Here is a 17,799-nt window from a genome sequence, read left to right as displayed (position 1 = left end):
TATGCATCAAAAAATGATCAAAACTATTTTTATATTGAATATCGTTCAAACAGTGATTTATCTTTTTGGTTTCTTTAACCGAGTAGCAGAGCAGTCAGGTCTGGTTCCTCTCGTCTATGTGACACGTCTATGGGGGAATTTTTATGGAATTATTTTTTGGTCGATCCTAAGTATGATTTGCGTGATCGGCTTCACTTTGAGCTTATATTTATTGCTTTCAAAAGCAGTAGATTCTAAAAAAACAGTCGGGTTGATCATTTCTGCTATTGGTTATGGTTCCCCACTACTATTCAGTTTTTTCTTGATCATTCCAGCAACCTTGTTGATTTTAGGGCTTATCTTTATTAAATGGATGATTATAGATCCAGAAAAATCAGTAGAAGAATACGATGAGTGGCATGATACCCATGCATGACCTAAATAAGATTTAGTACAAGTTTTTAACGATTATTTAGTTTCTTTTGTGAACTATTGCATTAATAAAGGGAATCAGTTATAGTATGTAGCGATACTTTGAAAAAAAGAGGGAATAATCGTGGAAAAACAATCCATTTATGGTTTAACAAATAAAGAATTGACTGCTTGGTTTTTAGAACATGGTGAAAAGAAATTCCGTGCCTCACAAGTATGGGAATGGCTCTATCAAAAGCGTGTCACAAGCTTTGAAGAAATGACGAATCTTTCAAAAAGTTTGATTGAAAAACTATCAGAAAATTTTGAGATCAATCCATTGAAACAAGTGATCGTGCAAGAGGCAAGTGATGGGACAGTCAAATACTTGTTTGAGTTGCCAGATAAAAATATGATCGAAACGGTGTTGATGAGACAAGAATATGGCTTATCTGTGTGTGTAACTACACAAGTCGGATGTAATATTGGCTGTACTTTTTGTGCCAGTGGTTTATTAACGAAAAACCGAGACTTAACTGCGGGTGAGATCGTGGCTCAGATCATGATGGTCCAACATTACTTTGATGAACGTCAATTGGGGGAACGTGTATCCCATGTCGTGGTGATGGGGATCGGTGAACCGTTCGACAATTATGACAATGTCATGGATTTCTTGCATATCATCAATGATGCCAAAGGTTTAGCAATCGGTGCTCGTCACATCACAGTGTCAACTAGTGGGTTGGCAAATAAAATCAAAGAGTTTGCTGAAAATGGATTACAAGTCAACTTAGCAATTTCATTACATGCACCAAATAATGAAGTCCGTACGTCCATGATGCGCATTAATCGCCGTTTTCCAATCGAAAAATTGATGGAAGCAGTGGATGAGTACTTGGAGAAAACTAATCGCCGGATCACGTTTGAGTACATCATGCTGAATCAAGTAAATGATCGGCCAGAACATGCGCAACAACTTGCTGATCTGTTGAAAGACAAGAAAAAATTAACTTATGTCAATTTGATTCCTTACAACCCAGTAAGTGAACATGATCAATATTCAAGAAGTCCAAAAGCGGATGTATTGAAATTTTATGATGTGTTGAAAAAGAACGGCATCAATTGTGTGATTCGCAAAGAGCATGGGACAGATATTGATGCAGCTTGTGGGCAATTGCGTAGCAAACAAATGAAAAAAGAAAAAACTGTAGCAAAATAAATATTCTTAAAGTTAAGTTTTCTTTCCTTCTCTTTTTCCCGTTTGGCTGATAGAATAGGCTGAAATTGGAATGGAGGGGAATAGGATGATCATCAGTGAATTTGATCGTAGAAATATCGGTTTGAAGGATCAGCTAGCTGACCTTTTGCGATTGACTTGGCCGAAGGATTACGGTGAACAACCAATGAAAGAAGTCGAGCAACTGCTGGCGATGGATCGAATCGCTGTCTCAGCGGTGGAACAAGATCGTTTGGTTGGTTTTATCGGTGCGATTCCGCAGTATGGAATGACTGGTTGGGAAATTCACCCTCTAGTAGTAGAAACTTCTTATCGAAAGCAGTATATCGGTAGCCGCTTAGTTGCTTATGTGGAGAAAGAAATCGCTTCTAAAGGTGGTGTGATGGTTTATTTAGGAACAGATGATACGGATGGGGACACGAGTCTTAGTCATACGGATCTTTTTGATCATCCGTTAGATAAACTGAAATCAATCGAAACTTTCAACAAGCATCCTTATACATTTTATGAAAAAATGGGCTATCAAGTCGTTGGAGCGATTCCTGATGCAAATGGGCTCAATCAACCAGATATCATTCTGGCAAAACGACTTGGAGAAATAAATCAATGAATGAAGCACCAAAATGATTTTTTAAAATCGAATAAAACATGCGAGCCTCCCCTAGTGTGGAGGCTCTTTTTTGTAGCAAAAACCGAACATTCATATCAAACGTTCTTATAACGACCATTTTTTTATGATTATTTTATTCGAAAGAGGATTAGATAAAAATCCTTGATTTATCTCATTTTTTCAGAAAAAAATAATAAAACGTTCATGGAAAAGTCATTATTTTTTAGAAAAAGCGAAAAAAACTGTTGCAATTTTAATAATTATTCATTAAACTCATAAACAACTCAGAAAATACTAATTATTCTGAAAATTTCGATAAAGGGGTACGGAAGATGAAAAAGAATTTAACTTTTGGTGTTGTGGCCTTATGTGGGCTTGTACTTGCTGGTTGTTATGGTGGCAGCAGTGCAGATACAAGTGGTAGTGGTTCTTCAAGCAGTGGATCAGCAGATGGAGGAGGCGTCTTCAACTTAGTAGTACCTCAAGAAATGCCGTCAGCCGACCTATCGGTTGCAACAGATACAATCAGTTTTACTGCACTAAATAATGTGTATGAAGGAATCTATCGTTTAGATGAAGATAGTAAACCTCAACCAGCCGGTGCAAGTGAATTGGCTGAAGTTAGTGAAGATGGATTGACTTATAAAGTCAAATTGCGTGAAGACGCAAAATGGTCAAATGGGGAGCCTGTCACTGCAGCTGATTATGTTTACGGTTGGCAACGTACGGTAGATCCAGCGACGGCATCAGAATATGCGTATCTTTTTGCACCAGTTGAAAATGCTGAAGCAATCACAGCAGGCGACAAAGACAAATCAGAATTAGGCATCAAAGCAGTTGGCGATTATGAATTGGAAATCAAATTAGCCAAACAAACACCATACTTCCAATACTTACTTGCTTTCCCTTCATTCTTCCCACAAAGTCAAGCAGTGGTTGAAGAACATGGAGATGCGTACGCATCATCAAGTGACAACGCAGTATACAACGGACCATTTACTTTAGCTGATTTTGATGGACCAGGTACTGATACAGAATGGACGTACAAGAAAAACGAAGAGTACTGGGATAAAGATGCAGTTAAATTATCAGAAATAAAAGTCAGTGTTGTAAAAGAATCTTCTACTGCATTGAATCTATTCAAAGATGGACAAGCAGATGATGTCATCTTATCAGGTGAGTTAGCACAACAAAATGCGAATGATCCAGCTTATACGTCAGTTAAAGAAGCACGTACAAGTTATATCGAGTTCAATCAAAGAGAAGATGATTCACCATTCAAAAATGTGAACTTAAGAAAAGCCATTTCTTATTCAATCAACCGTGAAGCATTAGTGAAACAAGTCATGGGTGATGGTTCAGTTGTTTCAACAGGCTTGATTCCTGCTGACATGACTAAGAATCCTGAAACAAATGAAGATTTTGCAGCAGAAGCCGGCGAATTAGTATCATATGATCAAGACAAAGCAAAAGAATATTGGGAAAAAGCGAAGAGTGAATTAGGAATCGACTCATTAGAATTTGAATTGATGGCATCAGATGATGACTCAACGAAAAAAGTGATCGAATATATCCAAAACTCTATCCAAGAAAACCTTGACGGTGTGAAAGTAAAACCTACACCAGTACCATTCTCTGTTCGTTTGGATCGTTCATCATCTGGTGATTTCGATACAGTATTAGGTGGCTGGGGCGCAGACTATGCTGACCCAAGTAGCTTTACTGACTTATTTGTAACAGGCAATTCTTACAACCGTGGACAATGGTCAAATGCGGACTATGACAAAGCCGTTGAAGCATCTGCTTCTAAAGATGCTGGTGACGAACAAGCGCGTTGGGCTGACTTACAAGAAGCGAATAAAATCATCGCTGAAGATATGGGTGTCGCACCAGTTTATCAAAAAGCTGAAGGTCATTTAGTTAATCCAAAAGTCAAAGGTATCGTTCATCATGCTGCTGGCGCATCATGGGATTACAAATGGACATATATTGAAGAATAAACTGTCCTAAAAAGAAAAAAGAGTGTCTGGGATGTATTACAAATCCCAGACCTCTCAATTTTCTGATCCTAGTTATTCTTTTGGCCGTTCATTTAGACAAGTGAGATGAGCGCAAAGACAATCGAAAACACAAGCAAAATTCCAGCGATGATCAGCCAAAAGGTATACATACCGTAGCTGACCGAAGATAGGGAAGTAAATTCTGGTTTTTCCTTCCGGTTTCTCGTTCGTGCTAAGTGAAACGAACGTTGAAAGTGATCAAAGAAACCTGAGGAGAACACCCATAAAAATCCGCCGATAATCAAAAACGGCAACGCACATAAAAATAAATCATTGGATAATTGAAGAAGGGTCAACTGATCAGTCAAAGCATTTTTAAGTAACACGAGGACGATCACTAAACCGGCAAACAAATAAGGACGATATTTTTTTTTCATTTTTTTGCTCCTTTATCATTGGTTCATTAAATAATGTAGCGAAACATTGATCAGAAGTCAAAAGCTAGGGGGAAACATTCGTGAATAGTTATATAAAATATGTATTAAAACGTGTCTTCTTTATGGTCATCACACTTTGGTTGATTGCAACCATCACATTCTTTTTGATGCAATTATTGCCTGGTACACCTTACACAAACCAGGAACGTTTAAGTCCTGAAACAATTGAGATGTTGAACAAACAAGTTGGTTTGGATAAACCAGTCATCGTTCAATATGGGATCTATCTTTCTAATTTGCTCCAAGGAGATTTTGGTATCTCTTTCCAATTCAAAAACCAACCAGTTGCTAACTTATTAGCAGGACGAGTAGGACCTTCATTACAGCTTGGTCTACAAGCAATCATTTTCGGAACTTTCTTTGGAACGATCCTAGGAACAATCTCAGCAATGAAACAAAATACATGGGTCGATACGTCTTCTACATTAGTCGCGATCTTAGGACGTTCTATCCCTAACTTTGTTTTTGCTGTATTGTTACAATACATTTTTGCCATCCAATTTCGTGTATTACCGATCGCAAAATGGGATGGGTTCATGTATACGATCTTACCAACGATTGCACTAGCCATGTCGCCATTAGCCGACTCTGCCAGATTCATCCGAACAGAAATGGTCGAAGTCTTGCATAGTGATTATGTTGAATTGGCTCGAGCAAAAGGCTTGAGTCGTTGGGAAATTGCCTTCAAACATGGTCTACGTAATAGTTTGATCCCGTTGATGACCTTGTTAGGCCCATTAGCAGTCGCTTTGATGACTGGTTCATTAGTTGTTGAAAATATCTTTGCTATTCCGGGGATCGGTGAGCAATTCGTTAAGTCGATCACAACAAATGACTATCCAACGATCATGGCTGTCACGATCTTGTATTCATTTATGTTGATCTTAGTTATTTTAGTCGTGGATCTATTGTACGGACTAGTTGATCCGAGAATCCGAGTTTCTGAAGGGAGTCGAAGCTAGATGGAACTGATACCAAAACGCTACGAAACAATTGCAGAAATTCCTGCAGATGAATTTTTACCGTTACAAAAAAACACAGAAGAAGAACGTGAAAAAATCGAAGCTCCTTCACTGAATTTTATCCAGGATTCTTGGCGTCGATTGAAGAAAAACAAAGCGGCAGTTATTTCTATGGGATTACTGATCGTGATCATCTTTATCTCGATCCTCACGATTTTCGTTTCACCCCATGATCCAACCGCTCAAAATGTCGATTACATCAACTTACCACCACGTATTCCTGGTATCAATATCGACGGACTAAACGGAAAAGCAATGGTTGCTGGTGAGTTAGTCGATAAATATGCGCAAGCAAATGTTCCCGCAGACGTGAACTACTTTTTAGGAACAGATGGTCTAGGTCGTGATGTGTTAAGTCGTTTGTTCATGGGAACACGTATCTCTCTACTGATTGCCTTCATTGCTGCGTTACTAGATGTAACGATCGGTGTTGCCTATGGTTTGATCTCTGGTTTGTTAGGTGGTCGTGTGGACAATGCGATGCAACGTTTCTTAGAGGTCTTATCTGGTATTCCTAACTTAGTCGTGATGATTTTGATGTTGGTCGTCTTTGAACCAGGGATCTTCTCGATCGTGGCGGCGATGGCGATCACGAACTGGATTCCGATGGCTCGGATCGTCAGGGCGCAAACCTTGAAATTAAAAGACCAAGAGTATGTGTTAGCAGGAATGACATTAGGTGAATCCAAATGGAAGATCGCCTTCAAGCATATCTTGCCAAACATTTCGAGTGTGATCATCATCCAAATGATGTTCAGTATCCCATCAGCGATTTTCTTCGAAGCTTTCTTAAGTTTCATCGGCCTAGGCTTGACACCACCTTCTGCTTCATTGGGAACGATGTTGAGTGATGGATACAAAACATTCTTATACTTGCCGTACCTATTATGGATACCGGCAGCAACCTTATCGGTGATCATGATTGGTTTCAACTTATTAGCAGATGGCTTACGTGATGCCTTTGATCCTAAAATGAAAGAGTGAGTACGATGACGAAAATTCTTGAAGTAAAGAACTTACAAATCTCCTTTGATACCTATGCTGGAAAAGTCCAAGCAATCCGAGGCGTCGATTTTCATTTGAACAAAGGTGAAACATTGGCAATCGTTGGCGAATCCGGTAGTGGGAAATCTGTAACGACTAGAAGTATCATGCGTTTACTGTCAAGTAACGCATCGATCGATTCTGGTGAGATTTTATTCAAAGGACAAAACATTGTTGATAAAACAGAAAAAGAAATGCAAAAGATTCGTGGGAAAGAAATTGCGATGATCTTCCAAGATCCGATGACTTCATTAGATCCAACGATGACGATTGGTAAACAAGTAGCAGAATCTTTACGTAAGCATAATAAAGTATCGAAAAAAGAGGGGCAAAAAGCCGCTTTAGAATTATTGAATCTTGTAGGAATCCCGGAAGCTGAGAAACGCATCCATAGCTATCCTCATCAATTTTCAGGGGGACAACGGCAACGGATCGTGATCGCGATCGCGTTGATTTGTTACCCAGAAATCTTGATTGCAGATGAACCAACGACAGCCTTAGATGTGACGATCCAAGCACAGATTTTAGAGTTGTTGAAAAAAATCCAATCAAAAATCGACACGTCGATCATTTTTATCACCCATGATCTTGGTGTCGTAGCGAATGTCGCTGATCGAGTAGCAGTGATGTACGGTGGAAAAATCATTGAAGTGGGGACATCTGAAGAGATTTTTTACAATCCACAGCATCCGTATACATGGGGCTTACTTGGCTCTATGCCTACATTGGAAAGTGGCAATGACCGCTTATATGCAATCCCAGGTTCTCCACCGGATTTATTGAATCCGCCAAAAGGTGATGCCTTCTATCCACGAAATGAATTTGCATTGAAAATCGATGCGGAACAAGCACCACCGTTTTTCGAACTATCACCAACACACCAAGCAGCTACTTGGCTATTAGCCCCACAAGCTCCAAAAGTGTCACCGCCAGAAGAGATTCAACGGCGCTGGGCGATTTTTCAAGAAAAGCAAAAAGCACATGGCCAAGGGGGATTGAACAATGAACAAAAAACTGCTCGAGGTTAAAGGCTTAAAACAGTATTTTAATGTAGGAAAGAAAAATGAAGTCCATGCGGTGAATGATATCAGTTTTCACATCTATGAAGGAGAAACATTCGGCTTAGTTGGCGAATCTGGTAGTGGAAAGTCAACCACAGGTCGAACGATCATCCGTTTGAATGAACCAACGGGTGGCGAGATCTTATTTGATGGGCAAGATGTGACGAAATTAAAAGGCAAACAAGCCATGACAAAGTTTCGTCATGAAGTCCAAATGATTTTCCAAGATCCATATGCTTCATTAAATCCAAGAATGAAAGTACGAGATATTATTGCAGAAGGAATCGATGTCAACGGACTAGCTAAATCACCCGAAGAACGTGCAGAAAAAGTCAACGAGTTACTAAAAACAGTTGGCTTAAATCCCAGCCATGGCACACGCTATCCTCATGAATTTTCAGGGGGACAACGCCAACGGATCGGGATTGCACGAGCATTAGCAGTCAATCCGAAGTTTATCATTTGTGATGAACCAATCTCTGCTTTAGACGTATCGATCCAAGCCCAAGTGGTCAATCTTTTACAAGATTTACAAAAAGAGCAAGGATTGACTTACTTGTTTATCGCGCACGATCTATCCATGGTGAAACATATCAGTGACCGTATTGGTGTGATGCACAATGGCTTGTTGCTTGAGATGGGAACCAGTGAAGAAATCTATAATCATGGAGTGCACCCATATACGGAAAGCTTACTATCAGCGATCCCATTGCCTGACCCTGATCATGAACGCCAACGTCGCCGGATCAAGTATCAACCTGAACCAGATGATGGACAAATCCGCACGTTAAGAGAAATTGCTCCTGAACATTTTGTATATGCAACAGAACAAGAAGTTGCTTATTATGCGAAAAAATTAAAACGGCAGAAAGAAGCCTTGCTAGTCGCAAACTAGGGGGAGAAGCCGATGCTAAAAGCCTTTAAATTTCGAATCTATCCCACTGATTCACAAAAACAGTGGTTGATCCAAACATTTGGTTGTGTGCGTTTCACTTACAATCATTTATTAAAAGCCAGACAGGCGTATTATTTAGAAACACAAGCGATCGATTATACGCTGACACCAGCTTCTTTAAAAAAGCAATATCCGTTTTTAAAAGAAGTCGATAGTTTAGCCTTAGCGAATGCCCAATTAAACTTGGATCGTGCATTTCGTAATTATTTTAAAGGACGCGCAAGCTTCCCCAAACTAAAAAATAAAAAAAGTATTTGGCAGTCGTATACGACGAATAATCAAAAAGGAACAATCTATTTAGAAGAAACATACCTCAAATTGCCAAAGCTAAAAGAGAAAATTCGCATCCATGCCCATCGTCCGATTGAAGGAACGATTCGTTCAGCAACGATCTCATCTCGATACAACGAGATCTTTTATGTCTCCTTGCTCTGTGAAGTTCCCCAAAAGACGATGAAAGCGTCAAATAAATGGATCGGGATAGCCTATGATCCAGATCGTCTAGTGGAGATGTCCACACCACTTGACATCACGATTCCTAAATTCAAACAAGTTGATCAACAACTTCTGCGGGCAAAGAGAAAGCTTGTGATCAAAGGACGATCAGCACAGCATCGACGCACACGCGTTGAAAGAGTAAAAAATTATCAAAAGCAAAAAAGGAAAATCAAAGACCTTTATTTAAAACAAAAATTTCAACGAGAAGACTATTTAGAACAAATTTCAGGAACAGTGATCCGTCATTATGATTATTTGTTTGTCGAATCGATTTCAGCAGATTGTCCGGAAGGTGATTTTTCTATCCAAGACTGGCATAAGCTATTAGCAAAGCTCCAATATAAATCGCAATGGTATAGCAAAAAGTTAGTATTGATCGATATGAAAGAACAAACAGATCCTTCCACAAATAAAAAGAGTCTGGAATTAGTTGAAATCGGGAAACAAGTCCTTTTTGAATAAAAAAACTGGTAGGGGCGCCAGGGTTCGCCTTGCTAATAAAAAACATCTATTGTTTTTGTTTCTAGGAATTTCTTTCAGAGAAGCTCACTAATTATGACAAACCAAAAAAGAGGAGAAGAGCATGAATGCTCTTCTCCTTTCAGACTGTAGACAAAAGCATCAGTTTCCTCTTTACTAAGAGTGTAGACTAATACTTTTGTCTATTTTTGTATAATAAAAGATATGGGCTCTTTGTCAATAAGGACTGATGAGTTGCGAAAAACTAAATCTGAGTCAGAACAAACCTCATTCTGACTCAGATTTTGTGTTATCTAACTTTGATTAATTGATTGGTCAAAAAGATTCTAATTTTCATATTCTCAAATGATTTAAATCCGTAGGATACTCGTTTCATTGTTTTTATGTGGGTATTCTTTGCTTCTATTTTTCCATTGGAGTAAGGATAAATCATCGCATTGCCGATGCCTTCTTCGTAGATCAGAAGGTTTTGAAGTTTCTCACGAAATCCTTCATCTAATGTTTCGGGAAGTTCTGCCAATAAGGAGAAAAGCAAGTCAGGATCTTTGTCTCGAAAAGCTTCAACTAATTCATGGAAAACGGGATACGCCTCCTTTAGGGGCGTGGAAAAGCTAAGCAATCGATCAATCATCATTGCTTCAGTAAGAAATGGGTATTTAGGTGCTCGGAAACTTTTCCATGTTTTATATTCATAGTGGTTAATGTTTGCACGATTTTTTAGCAGAAAGCGCCAGTTCTTTTTCAGTTTTTCTGCATGGCTTTTCTGTTCTACTTTACGTTGCTCATTCATTTGATTGTTTGGACAGCATTATACATTCCTCCTCAAAAAGCGAACGTTTTTTTTTAATTGTAATAAAAAAACTGTAGTCTGAGTTTTCTTTTTTAGTGTATTTTTTGAAGTTTGTATTATATGATACAAAAAAGAGTGATTAGGAGGTGCTTTTTGTTGACTACATATAAATAAACTATCTATCTTATTAATTAACGAGGAGTGAAAGAGATGCCAAAGTTACCAGAAGATGCTCATAGAGAAAAAATTGGAAATAATTACAACAAACGGAATGATGAACATCCGCCAGGAACGGACCAAAAGATTTTAACCTATCTAGCCAATCACAGGGGGCAAACGCTGATACGCAATGGTGTATGGACATTTACTGGATTGGTTTATCTAGCCACTATTTTTCAAAATTTTCGGCCAGTAGATCCTCCCGAACAACATCCGGTTATAAAAAAAGACTCGCCAGCATTTGAAGTCACTACACGAGTTGACGTGAGAAGAGAGGGGAATCAGGCAAGGATTCACTCCTTTGTTTCCACCTCCACCATCAATCGTGCTCGAATCCATTCCTTGAATCCAAACCATGCGATATCCCATTCGGATACAGACAAACTTTCTTATGACAATCAGACGTTTGCTAATACGACATCCATGGATCTATCACCGTACGTTGATCTCGCGAAGATGGTGCATGAACGAAGTCTTTCTTTGTACCGACGGAGGCATAAGATTCATCAACTGATCAATTGTACAACCACGAGAAGGACAGATCAGGTAAACACATGGATCGTCACAGGAACAAGTGTGGAACAAACGAGATTGACCACTATTTGCCAAGAAGCGATTACTCGATCGAATGCGCAAAATGAGCAAAAGAAACAAGAGAGGGAGAATTCTACACACTCTTCTCACCATAAGAATGATTCAAAAACTCAAGATTTTCCTTATTTTTCTGCACAAGAGTCGGCTCAAAAACTAAGTGAAGCCATCCGAACCACCTTTGAAACCAAATATAATGGCACAACAGATGCCCCAACGAATGTACATAGACCAATCCCAGCCACGTTTTGGAAGGGATTAACGGAGCGATTTTACCAGATCTTTCACCAATACGAGAATACGAGCTACACCCAAGAACAAAAAGACACAAGTGGTGGGTCAGTGCTGTCGCAGTTTGTGAATTTATTGTTGCGTACTTTTTCGATAGATTATGAGGAAGAGCTATCTAGTGATTTCCATTTAGAAAAGGATCAACAGATACCGATGAATGTGTACTCCACGAAAGACTCGCATCCATCCAAGATTTCACCAAAAAAATCAAGGGAGGAAAAACAGGCGCAGGATCCTCAGGAAACAGCTTCAGAGGAAGTGACAGGCACACCACCAGAAGGTGAATCTGTACTATCTCCTGAAAAAGTGAGTTTCTTCACGCAACTTTGGGATTTAGTAGAAGATTTTTGTGAAAAAGTAGGGAGCTTTGATATTTTCCCAACATTTGGGGTGGAAGCAATGCCCCTTCCTGTTAGCACTGAAACAACTCTCGAAGACAGTTCGGTGAATGCGACAGCTATTCCTACGGAAGTACTTGGATTAAATGTGACAACAGCTGGAGAATTTGACACCACCCAAGAGCAAGAGATCAATGAAAAAATCCAAGCATTTTTGCGTGAAAATAGAGCTGATCCAGCAAAGGAAATAATTCAAGAAGAACAGGAAACACCTCTTCCAATGTGGAATAAGGAACAAAAAGAGGACATAAATAAAAAGCTGACTCATTTTTTCACGGAAAAAGGAATTGCTTGTCAAGAAAATGCTGAGGAATTAATGGAGACAGTCGGTGAGTGGGTACTTCTTGAAGGTGCAGCGCCACCAACGTTGGATATGGTGAAAGTTAAACAAATTGCAAAACTGATCTTGGAAATGAGCGAAGAGACAGTGATTTCAGAGGAACAAGCCGGTCTAACGGTCGGGACATGGATCTATGAAACAGTGAAGGACAACCAATCTGTGGCTTTAAATCTTGTTGTGGAAACGACTAAACAACCAGAAGGAACCAGTACGCCCCACCCCACAAGAACAGAAAACCAACCTGTGGCTTTAAATCTTGTTGTGGAAACGACTAAACAACCAGAAGGAATCAGTACGCCCCACCCCACAAGGACAGAAAACCAAAAAAATAACAGCGAAACTGATGGAATTCAATGGCGTGATCCTAATGTGCGAAAACAAATGGAAGCATTTTTTCAAGAAAAGGAATTATTACCAAATCAGCCAACCAAAGAACAAATATTGATCGCCTTAGGAAAATGGATCATCAAAGAAGAAAATAACAAATTCGTCTTCAATTATAAAAGAATTCAAGCAGTAGCAAAAGTGATTATAAAAGGATTGAAGCTTTATGATATAAAAGGAAAGGAAAAGATTTCAAACAAAGATGCCGAATTAACTGTCATGAAATGGGCCTTTGAAACGATATTAGGAAGTTCGATTGAAGCTTATATAGTCAAAACCTTAGTGTCGGCTCCTGATGTAGAGCAATTTACCATAGGTCGATTGAGAGATTTATTCACTGCCAGAAACTTAGAAAAAGAGGGATTAATTCAGTTAGATACGCCTACCCTTTCTCAAGAACAGAAAAGAGTCTTTAACAAATTATGGAATTTGTTACTTCATAAAGAGCTACCAAATTATTTTCTAGATAGCAGTGGTTTAGCGGATCACTTATTGATTTCTGATTATCAATCATTGATGCAGCTGACAGGAGCACAAATTTTAAATGAGAGTGGGTACCCACAGGCATTCAGTCAAGAAGATAGTTGGTTGATGGGGCAACATTTCTGGGAAACGATCCTTGAAAAAGGCGTGACCAGCTATGAAGAATTCCGTCAACTTCTAATGCCTTCTTTGCTTGCGGTCGCCCAACTAGAACCAAATCTATTACGAGAGGCATTGGCTACGGACACCTACAAAGAAGTGGCAATCAGTACCTTTATTGGATATCAACAAGAAGGTTATTATAAGCTAGTCGAAAATCAAGAACTCCTCAGTCAATTGTATAAAGCTTATCAAAAAGTCTTTCTTCAATGGCGTCGAAAAAAAGCATTAGCTATAACTGTGGCACAGACTTGTCGCGACAAAGGTTCCCTCATTTCATTTCATGTGATCAAACAAAATTATCTTATAGGTTCAGAAGATCCTTGTCCAGATATTGACTGGATTCCAGAGAAATTAGAAACTAGTTATGTTAAATTGACGAAAAATGTAGCAGATACGTATTTGCCACTGAATAAAAAACTGATAGAGTTTGCATTACTCGCCTTCGACAAAGAGGAAAGAGCGTTTATTTTCTCAGAAGGAACTCAGCTATATGAGGCAAATGCCGAGTTGACAAATGAAAGTGACTATATGGCTGAAGTGCCAGTCGCAAGTGTGGCTCTGAAGATGTATCAGTTGCTTTCTATGAAGAAGAAACAGAGAACGATTCTAAATCTAGACAAAACCGATCTGTTTGTAGCGGACAACGAAAAGGAAAAACGTTGGTATGCCCTGAAGCAGTTGGCTGGCGAAGGAGGTTATCGTTTTTATCGTGTTGATCAAGATCCTCTATTATACCTCAAATTTGGGTTATTTGATCAGAAAAACCTTTGGAAAAATGGGTATAAGAAAGAAGGAAATGAGATTCGGATCGGGGATAAACTTTTTACATTTTCTACTCGTATGAATTGGAGTAAAAAATTATCCCATGGAGTTGAGACAACTCCATTCATTGAAGCACTTAGTCGTAAACATAGTGATCAACTGTATCAACAATTGTATGATTCGGGAGACGACAAAGCGGATCTCGAAAAAGCTTTGGAGGTCGTCAAGCATTTTATTCCTTTTTATGATTGTGTGACAGGGAGCATTAATCAAGACACAGAAGGAGCAATTGTTTCTTGTACGATTGATGCCTTACTCATGATTCCGGTACTCGGTCAAGTCACTTCCCTCAATATGAAATTTACATTAGGTGCGGCTCGAGCGTTTGCCAGTAGAGGAATTCGCAACGCCATCAGAAGTGGTAAAAGTTTCCTACCAACAGCGGCCGAGACCAGAAGACTTGCGTTAACTCTTGCACAAACGATTGATCCAGGATTTGAGACCATTGTAGGTGGAGGACGATGGATCATTAGAAAAGTAGTGCAGTTCAAAAATGAACTTCGTGTGGGTAAAAAGACGAGAGAAATGTTAGAAAGAGTCGAAGCGTGGGAGAAGAAGCAAAAAGCGTGGGAGAAATCAATCGAGATCGTTCAGTTAAATGGTCTGGAAGTACCAGTGAGAAAAGTGAATGCTCATTTGTATATGCGCGTGACGAATCTAGAAACTGCAGAGGTGTTTGGCGGCTTGTTTATGAAAAAGGGGGATCGCTTAGAGCCCTATAGACCCGCTACATTTACGAATGAACAACTCAACTTGATTAACCTCTTGGAGGTGAAGTTGGATGAAAATCAGATCTTTGTCGTGGAAGATAATTTAAATCCTCAAGCCTATGGTACAGGAAAGATCACAACTGTAGCAAAAGAAGGTGAAGAAACGAAGCGTTGTATTGAAATGAAGGAGAAATTGATTGAAGTGACCATGACAGTCATCAAAAAGCATGGAATCCGATTAGATGTTTATGATCGTCATGAAGGAAAAATGTTACCAGTGAATTTTAACGGGATGGAATGGTATTTTGAAGAAGCAACGTCTACTTTCATATCAAAATCCGTAGAGGAAAAAATCGCTGGGATGTTAGATAAGTTTGAAACACTAAAAGATCCAAGTGGACTTTCTGCTCCGTATGGAAAGGGGATGATGTGGAATGAATCAGGCAGATCCTACATCAAGATCAATAATCATTACATTCCGTTGATCGCATTGGATAAAAATAGCAATCGGTATCATTTAGTGAAAAAGGAATACAATGAACCGATGACGATTTTGATATTTGATGAAAAAAAAGGCAAGTTTCGTTTTGAGACAGATTCGGAAAGAGCGAAGGTAGAAGCAATTGAACAAACAAGTAAGAAAGAAAAACCTCATAAGTTAGAGGCTTTACAGCATAAAAGAAAAACCACTTCAGGTGAATCAAGAGTGTCGCAAGGAGAGACACCGGGCACCTCAGGTACTTCAAGCACAAGTTCTCACGATAAAAGGGTTAAAATGGGCACATTGGTTGGTCAAGTGGAAAATAATGATATTCCCAAATCCGCGGGAAAATATGATTTATGGAGTAAACTTAGAGAAGCAGAGCTTTCTAAAGGTGTAATTCCAAGAATAGAAGATCCTAATGTTCGACTTGCACCGTTAACTGAATTTGTTTCAGATTTGCCTAATAAATATCATTTTAGTGACGAGGAAATAAGACAGAGTATTTTGAAAACAATTAAAGTGAACTTGCCGCCCAATTCTACTTTTAAAACAGTGGCAGGAGTTACTTCTGATAAAGTGCCAGACTTTCTCAAACCGTTTGTTCAAGATATGGAATATGGTCTTGAACAATTAATGGATTTTGCAGATTCTGGAATAGCCATATTTGAAAAATTATTGCTTGACAAAACTACTGAAAAAGTTGAGCTTAATAAAGCCGTGGCAAACGCTGAGGTTGAAAACGCTGTGGCAAAAGCTGTAGTTAACGATGCTGTGGCAAAAGTTCAGCTTGCAGAATCTCCGCTTGACAAAGCTATTGCACAAGCAGAGCTAGAAGAAGTTATGGCAAAAGCAGAGCAGGCACAATTTGAACTTGACAAAGCGATTGAACTAGTTAAGTTTGATCAAACTCTTTCACAATCTAAGGAAGGGAAATATTTAATAAAATTATTTTCAATAGGTGAGACTCCTAGCCAAGAACTCATCATAACAGAAACGATTAAAAGACTGTTGAATAGGTTGAAAAAAATCAAAAACTTCTATAAGCAATCAAAGGAATGGGACTATGAAAATATTTTGCTCGTTTGGAGTGATTCATTCACCAAGAAAGAAGGATTAGATGTTTATGTATCAACAGCTGATATAAATATTCCGAAAGCAGAGGTTTTTCCAGTTGATGGAGAATGTCGGGTCATTATTTATGCAGATAGTTTTCATTTGGATCCTCAAAAATTTCCAGAATATGAGCTAACAGCAAGACCTTCTTCAGTGCTCTTTCATGAAGGATCACATCTTGTTTCAAATACAAACGATCTGGCAGTTCAATATTATTCTCCAAGAGGGACGGAATTGACTACAGTACAAGCAATAAACCGGTTTTACGAGGAATTAAAAAACATAGTAAATGTAGATTCTAAACCTTTCGGTGTTTTTGTGGATCATTTAGCGAAAGAATTGAATTTACCTACCTTATCCAAGTCTGAGGTTATAAGGAGAATGTGTGAAGATGATGTGTTGCTTTATAATTTTTTATTGACAGATGCAGAATTCTTTACAATGATTTTAAGGGACATTATCGAAGGAAGAGAGGTGGATGAAATCGTTCGTGTCCCAAGAAGCACAGATAATAAAAAAATGAAACTAAAATTTCTGTTCCTCTATACGGCAATGGCTTATCTGTCTAGAAATTCAAATTTAGAGGTAAATCATCAGTTAAACCAAATGAAAGAACAGACCACAACAAAAGTAATGGATAATGTAAGTACAGATATCCCAAGTAAAGAAATGCCGAAAGAAACAAGAATGCCTGTACACACGGAATCTTTAAAAATACTAAAATATAAAGCAAAAGATATGTTGAAAAAGGAAGTCTCAGACCTTCTAACGGCTAGTATGATAAAAAGTAATAACAGTACAACTGAATATATTATAAAAGAACAAGGAGTAATGAGCCCAACACACCCTTCATTGACTTTAAGTTTCTCGAACCTTGTAACTAGTAGTATTGAAAAAAGTAATAAACTTCGACAAAATGTCTCGAAGAGACGAACAAACCATCTGCAAGAAGTAACTCCACAATATTAATTCAAGTAGGTCATTCAAAAATATATGGGCTTGGTATAATAAACTAAACAAAAAATTAAGGAGGAGTGATGGACGAGTTATATTAAAGTAGACACCAAGTTAAGAGAGTTTGTGGGGGAAATTACTATGAAACATGGACCATTTACACAAGAATTCAAACGATAAGCGGTTTTTATTCATCTTGGATGAAGGACTACCTGTCCAAATTGTTTCAAAAAATTGGAAGTCCATCCTCACAAAATTAACTTA

11 protein-coding genes and 1 pseudogene are annotated in these 17,799 nt (G+C 38.6%); 10 read left to right on the top strand and 2 right to left on the bottom strand.

The window, feature by feature from the left end:
* The first annotated feature begins 1 nt into the window (after position 1).
* From ACH0AK_RS07640 to ACH0AK_RS07625, 4 genes are all read left to right on the top strand, one after another.
* Entirely contained in the window at positions 2-415 is a 414-nt protein-coding gene (locus ACH0AK_RS07640) for a hypothetical protein (RefSeq protein WP_010736159.1), read from the top strand.
* Between the two features lie 120 nt (positions 416-535).
* Entirely contained in the window at positions 536-1,609 is a 1,074-nt protein-coding gene (rlmN, locus tag ACH0AK_RS07635) for a dual-specificity RNA methyltransferase RlmN (RefSeq protein ID WP_010736158.1), read from the top strand.
* A gap of 85 nt (positions 1,610-1,694) precedes the next feature.
* The gene (locus ACH0AK_RS07630; protein WP_023519215.1) at positions 1,695-2,237 is read left to right on the top strand and encodes an aminoglycoside 6'-N-acetyltransferase; all 543 of its coding nucleotides are present in this window, start codon (positions 1,695-1,697) and stop codon (positions 2,235-2,237) included.
* Between the two features lie 332 nt (positions 2,238-2,569).
* Positions 2,570-4,237 (top strand): peptide ABC transporter substrate-binding protein, encoded by a 1,668-nt coding sequence (locus tag ACH0AK_RS07625; RefSeq protein WP_010736156.1) that lies wholly within the window; start codon positions 2,570-2,572, stop codon positions 4,235-4,237.
* A gap of 92 nt (positions 4,238-4,329) precedes the next feature.
* On the opposite strand, the gene ACH0AK_RS07620 is transcribed toward ACH0AK_RS07625, so the two are convergent.
* A complete protein-coding gene (locus ACH0AK_RS07620; protein ID WP_010736155.1) occupies positions 4,330-4,674 on the bottom strand; it encodes a DUF3899 domain-containing protein in 345 nt (114 codons plus the stop codon).
* An 80-nt stretch (positions 4,675-4,754) separates the two neighbouring features.
* Between ACH0AK_RS07620 and opp3b the strand changes: the two genes are divergently transcribed.
* From opp3b to ACH0AK_RS07595, 5 genes are read left to right on the top strand one after another with little or no spacing between them, the layout of a single operon-like run.
* Positions 4,755-5,696 carry an oligopeptide ABC transporter permease gene (gene opp3b / locus ACH0AK_RS07615; protein ID WP_023519216.1) on the top strand — a complete coding sequence of 314 codons (942 nt, stop codon included), beginning with the start codon at positions 4,755-4,757 and terminating at the stop codon, positions 5,694-5,696.
* Complete coding sequence (locus ACH0AK_RS07610) at positions 5,697-6,740, top strand: ABC transporter permease (protein WP_347082504.1); 1,044 nt, start codon at positions 5,697-5,699, stop codon at positions 6,738-6,740.
* A 5-nt stretch (positions 6,741-6,745) separates the two neighbouring features.
* The gene (locus ACH0AK_RS07605; protein ID WP_224434559.1) at positions 6,746-7,828 is read left to right on the top strand and encodes an ABC transporter ATP-binding protein; all 1,083 of its coding nucleotides are present in this window, start codon (positions 6,746-6,748) and stop codon (positions 7,826-7,828) included.
* Positions 7,803-8,756, top strand: coding sequence for an ABC transporter ATP-binding protein (locus ACH0AK_RS07600; RefSeq protein ID WP_010736151.1), 954 nt, complete (start codon positions 7,803-7,805; stop codon positions 8,754-8,756). The genes ACH0AK_RS07605 and ACH0AK_RS07600 overlap by 26 nt, the downstream gene beginning before the upstream one ends.
* Before the next feature lie 12 nt (positions 8,757-8,768).
* Entirely contained in the window at positions 8,769-9,776 is a 1,008-nt protein-coding gene (locus ACH0AK_RS07595; RefSeq protein WP_023519217.1) for an RNA-guided endonuclease TnpB family protein, read from the top strand.
* 307 nt (positions 9,777-10,083) lie between these two features.
* Here the strand turns inward: ACH0AK_RS07595 and ACH0AK_RS07590 are convergent.
* Positions 10,084-10,587: pseudogene (locus tag ACH0AK_RS07590) on the bottom strand (transposase); the annotation flags it as partial.
* Positions 10,588-10,794: 207 nt separating this feature from the next.
* Here ACH0AK_RS07590 and ACH0AK_RS07585 point away from each other — a divergent pair.
* Positions 10,795-17,550, top strand: coding sequence for a hypothetical protein (locus ACH0AK_RS07585; RefSeq protein ID WP_347082506.1), 6,756 nt, complete (start codon positions 10,795-10,797; stop codon positions 17,548-17,550).
* Positions 17,551-17,799 lie beyond the last annotated feature (249 nt).

It is taken from the genome of Enterococcus pernyi (assembly GCF_045371165.1).
In the GTDB taxonomy this organism is placed as follows: Bacteria; Bacillota; Bacilli; order Lactobacillales; family Enterococcaceae; genus Enterococcus_B; species Enterococcus_B pernyi.
Note: the sequence above shows the minus strand (reverse complement) of the source record. Positions and strands in the feature narration are given on the sequence as shown.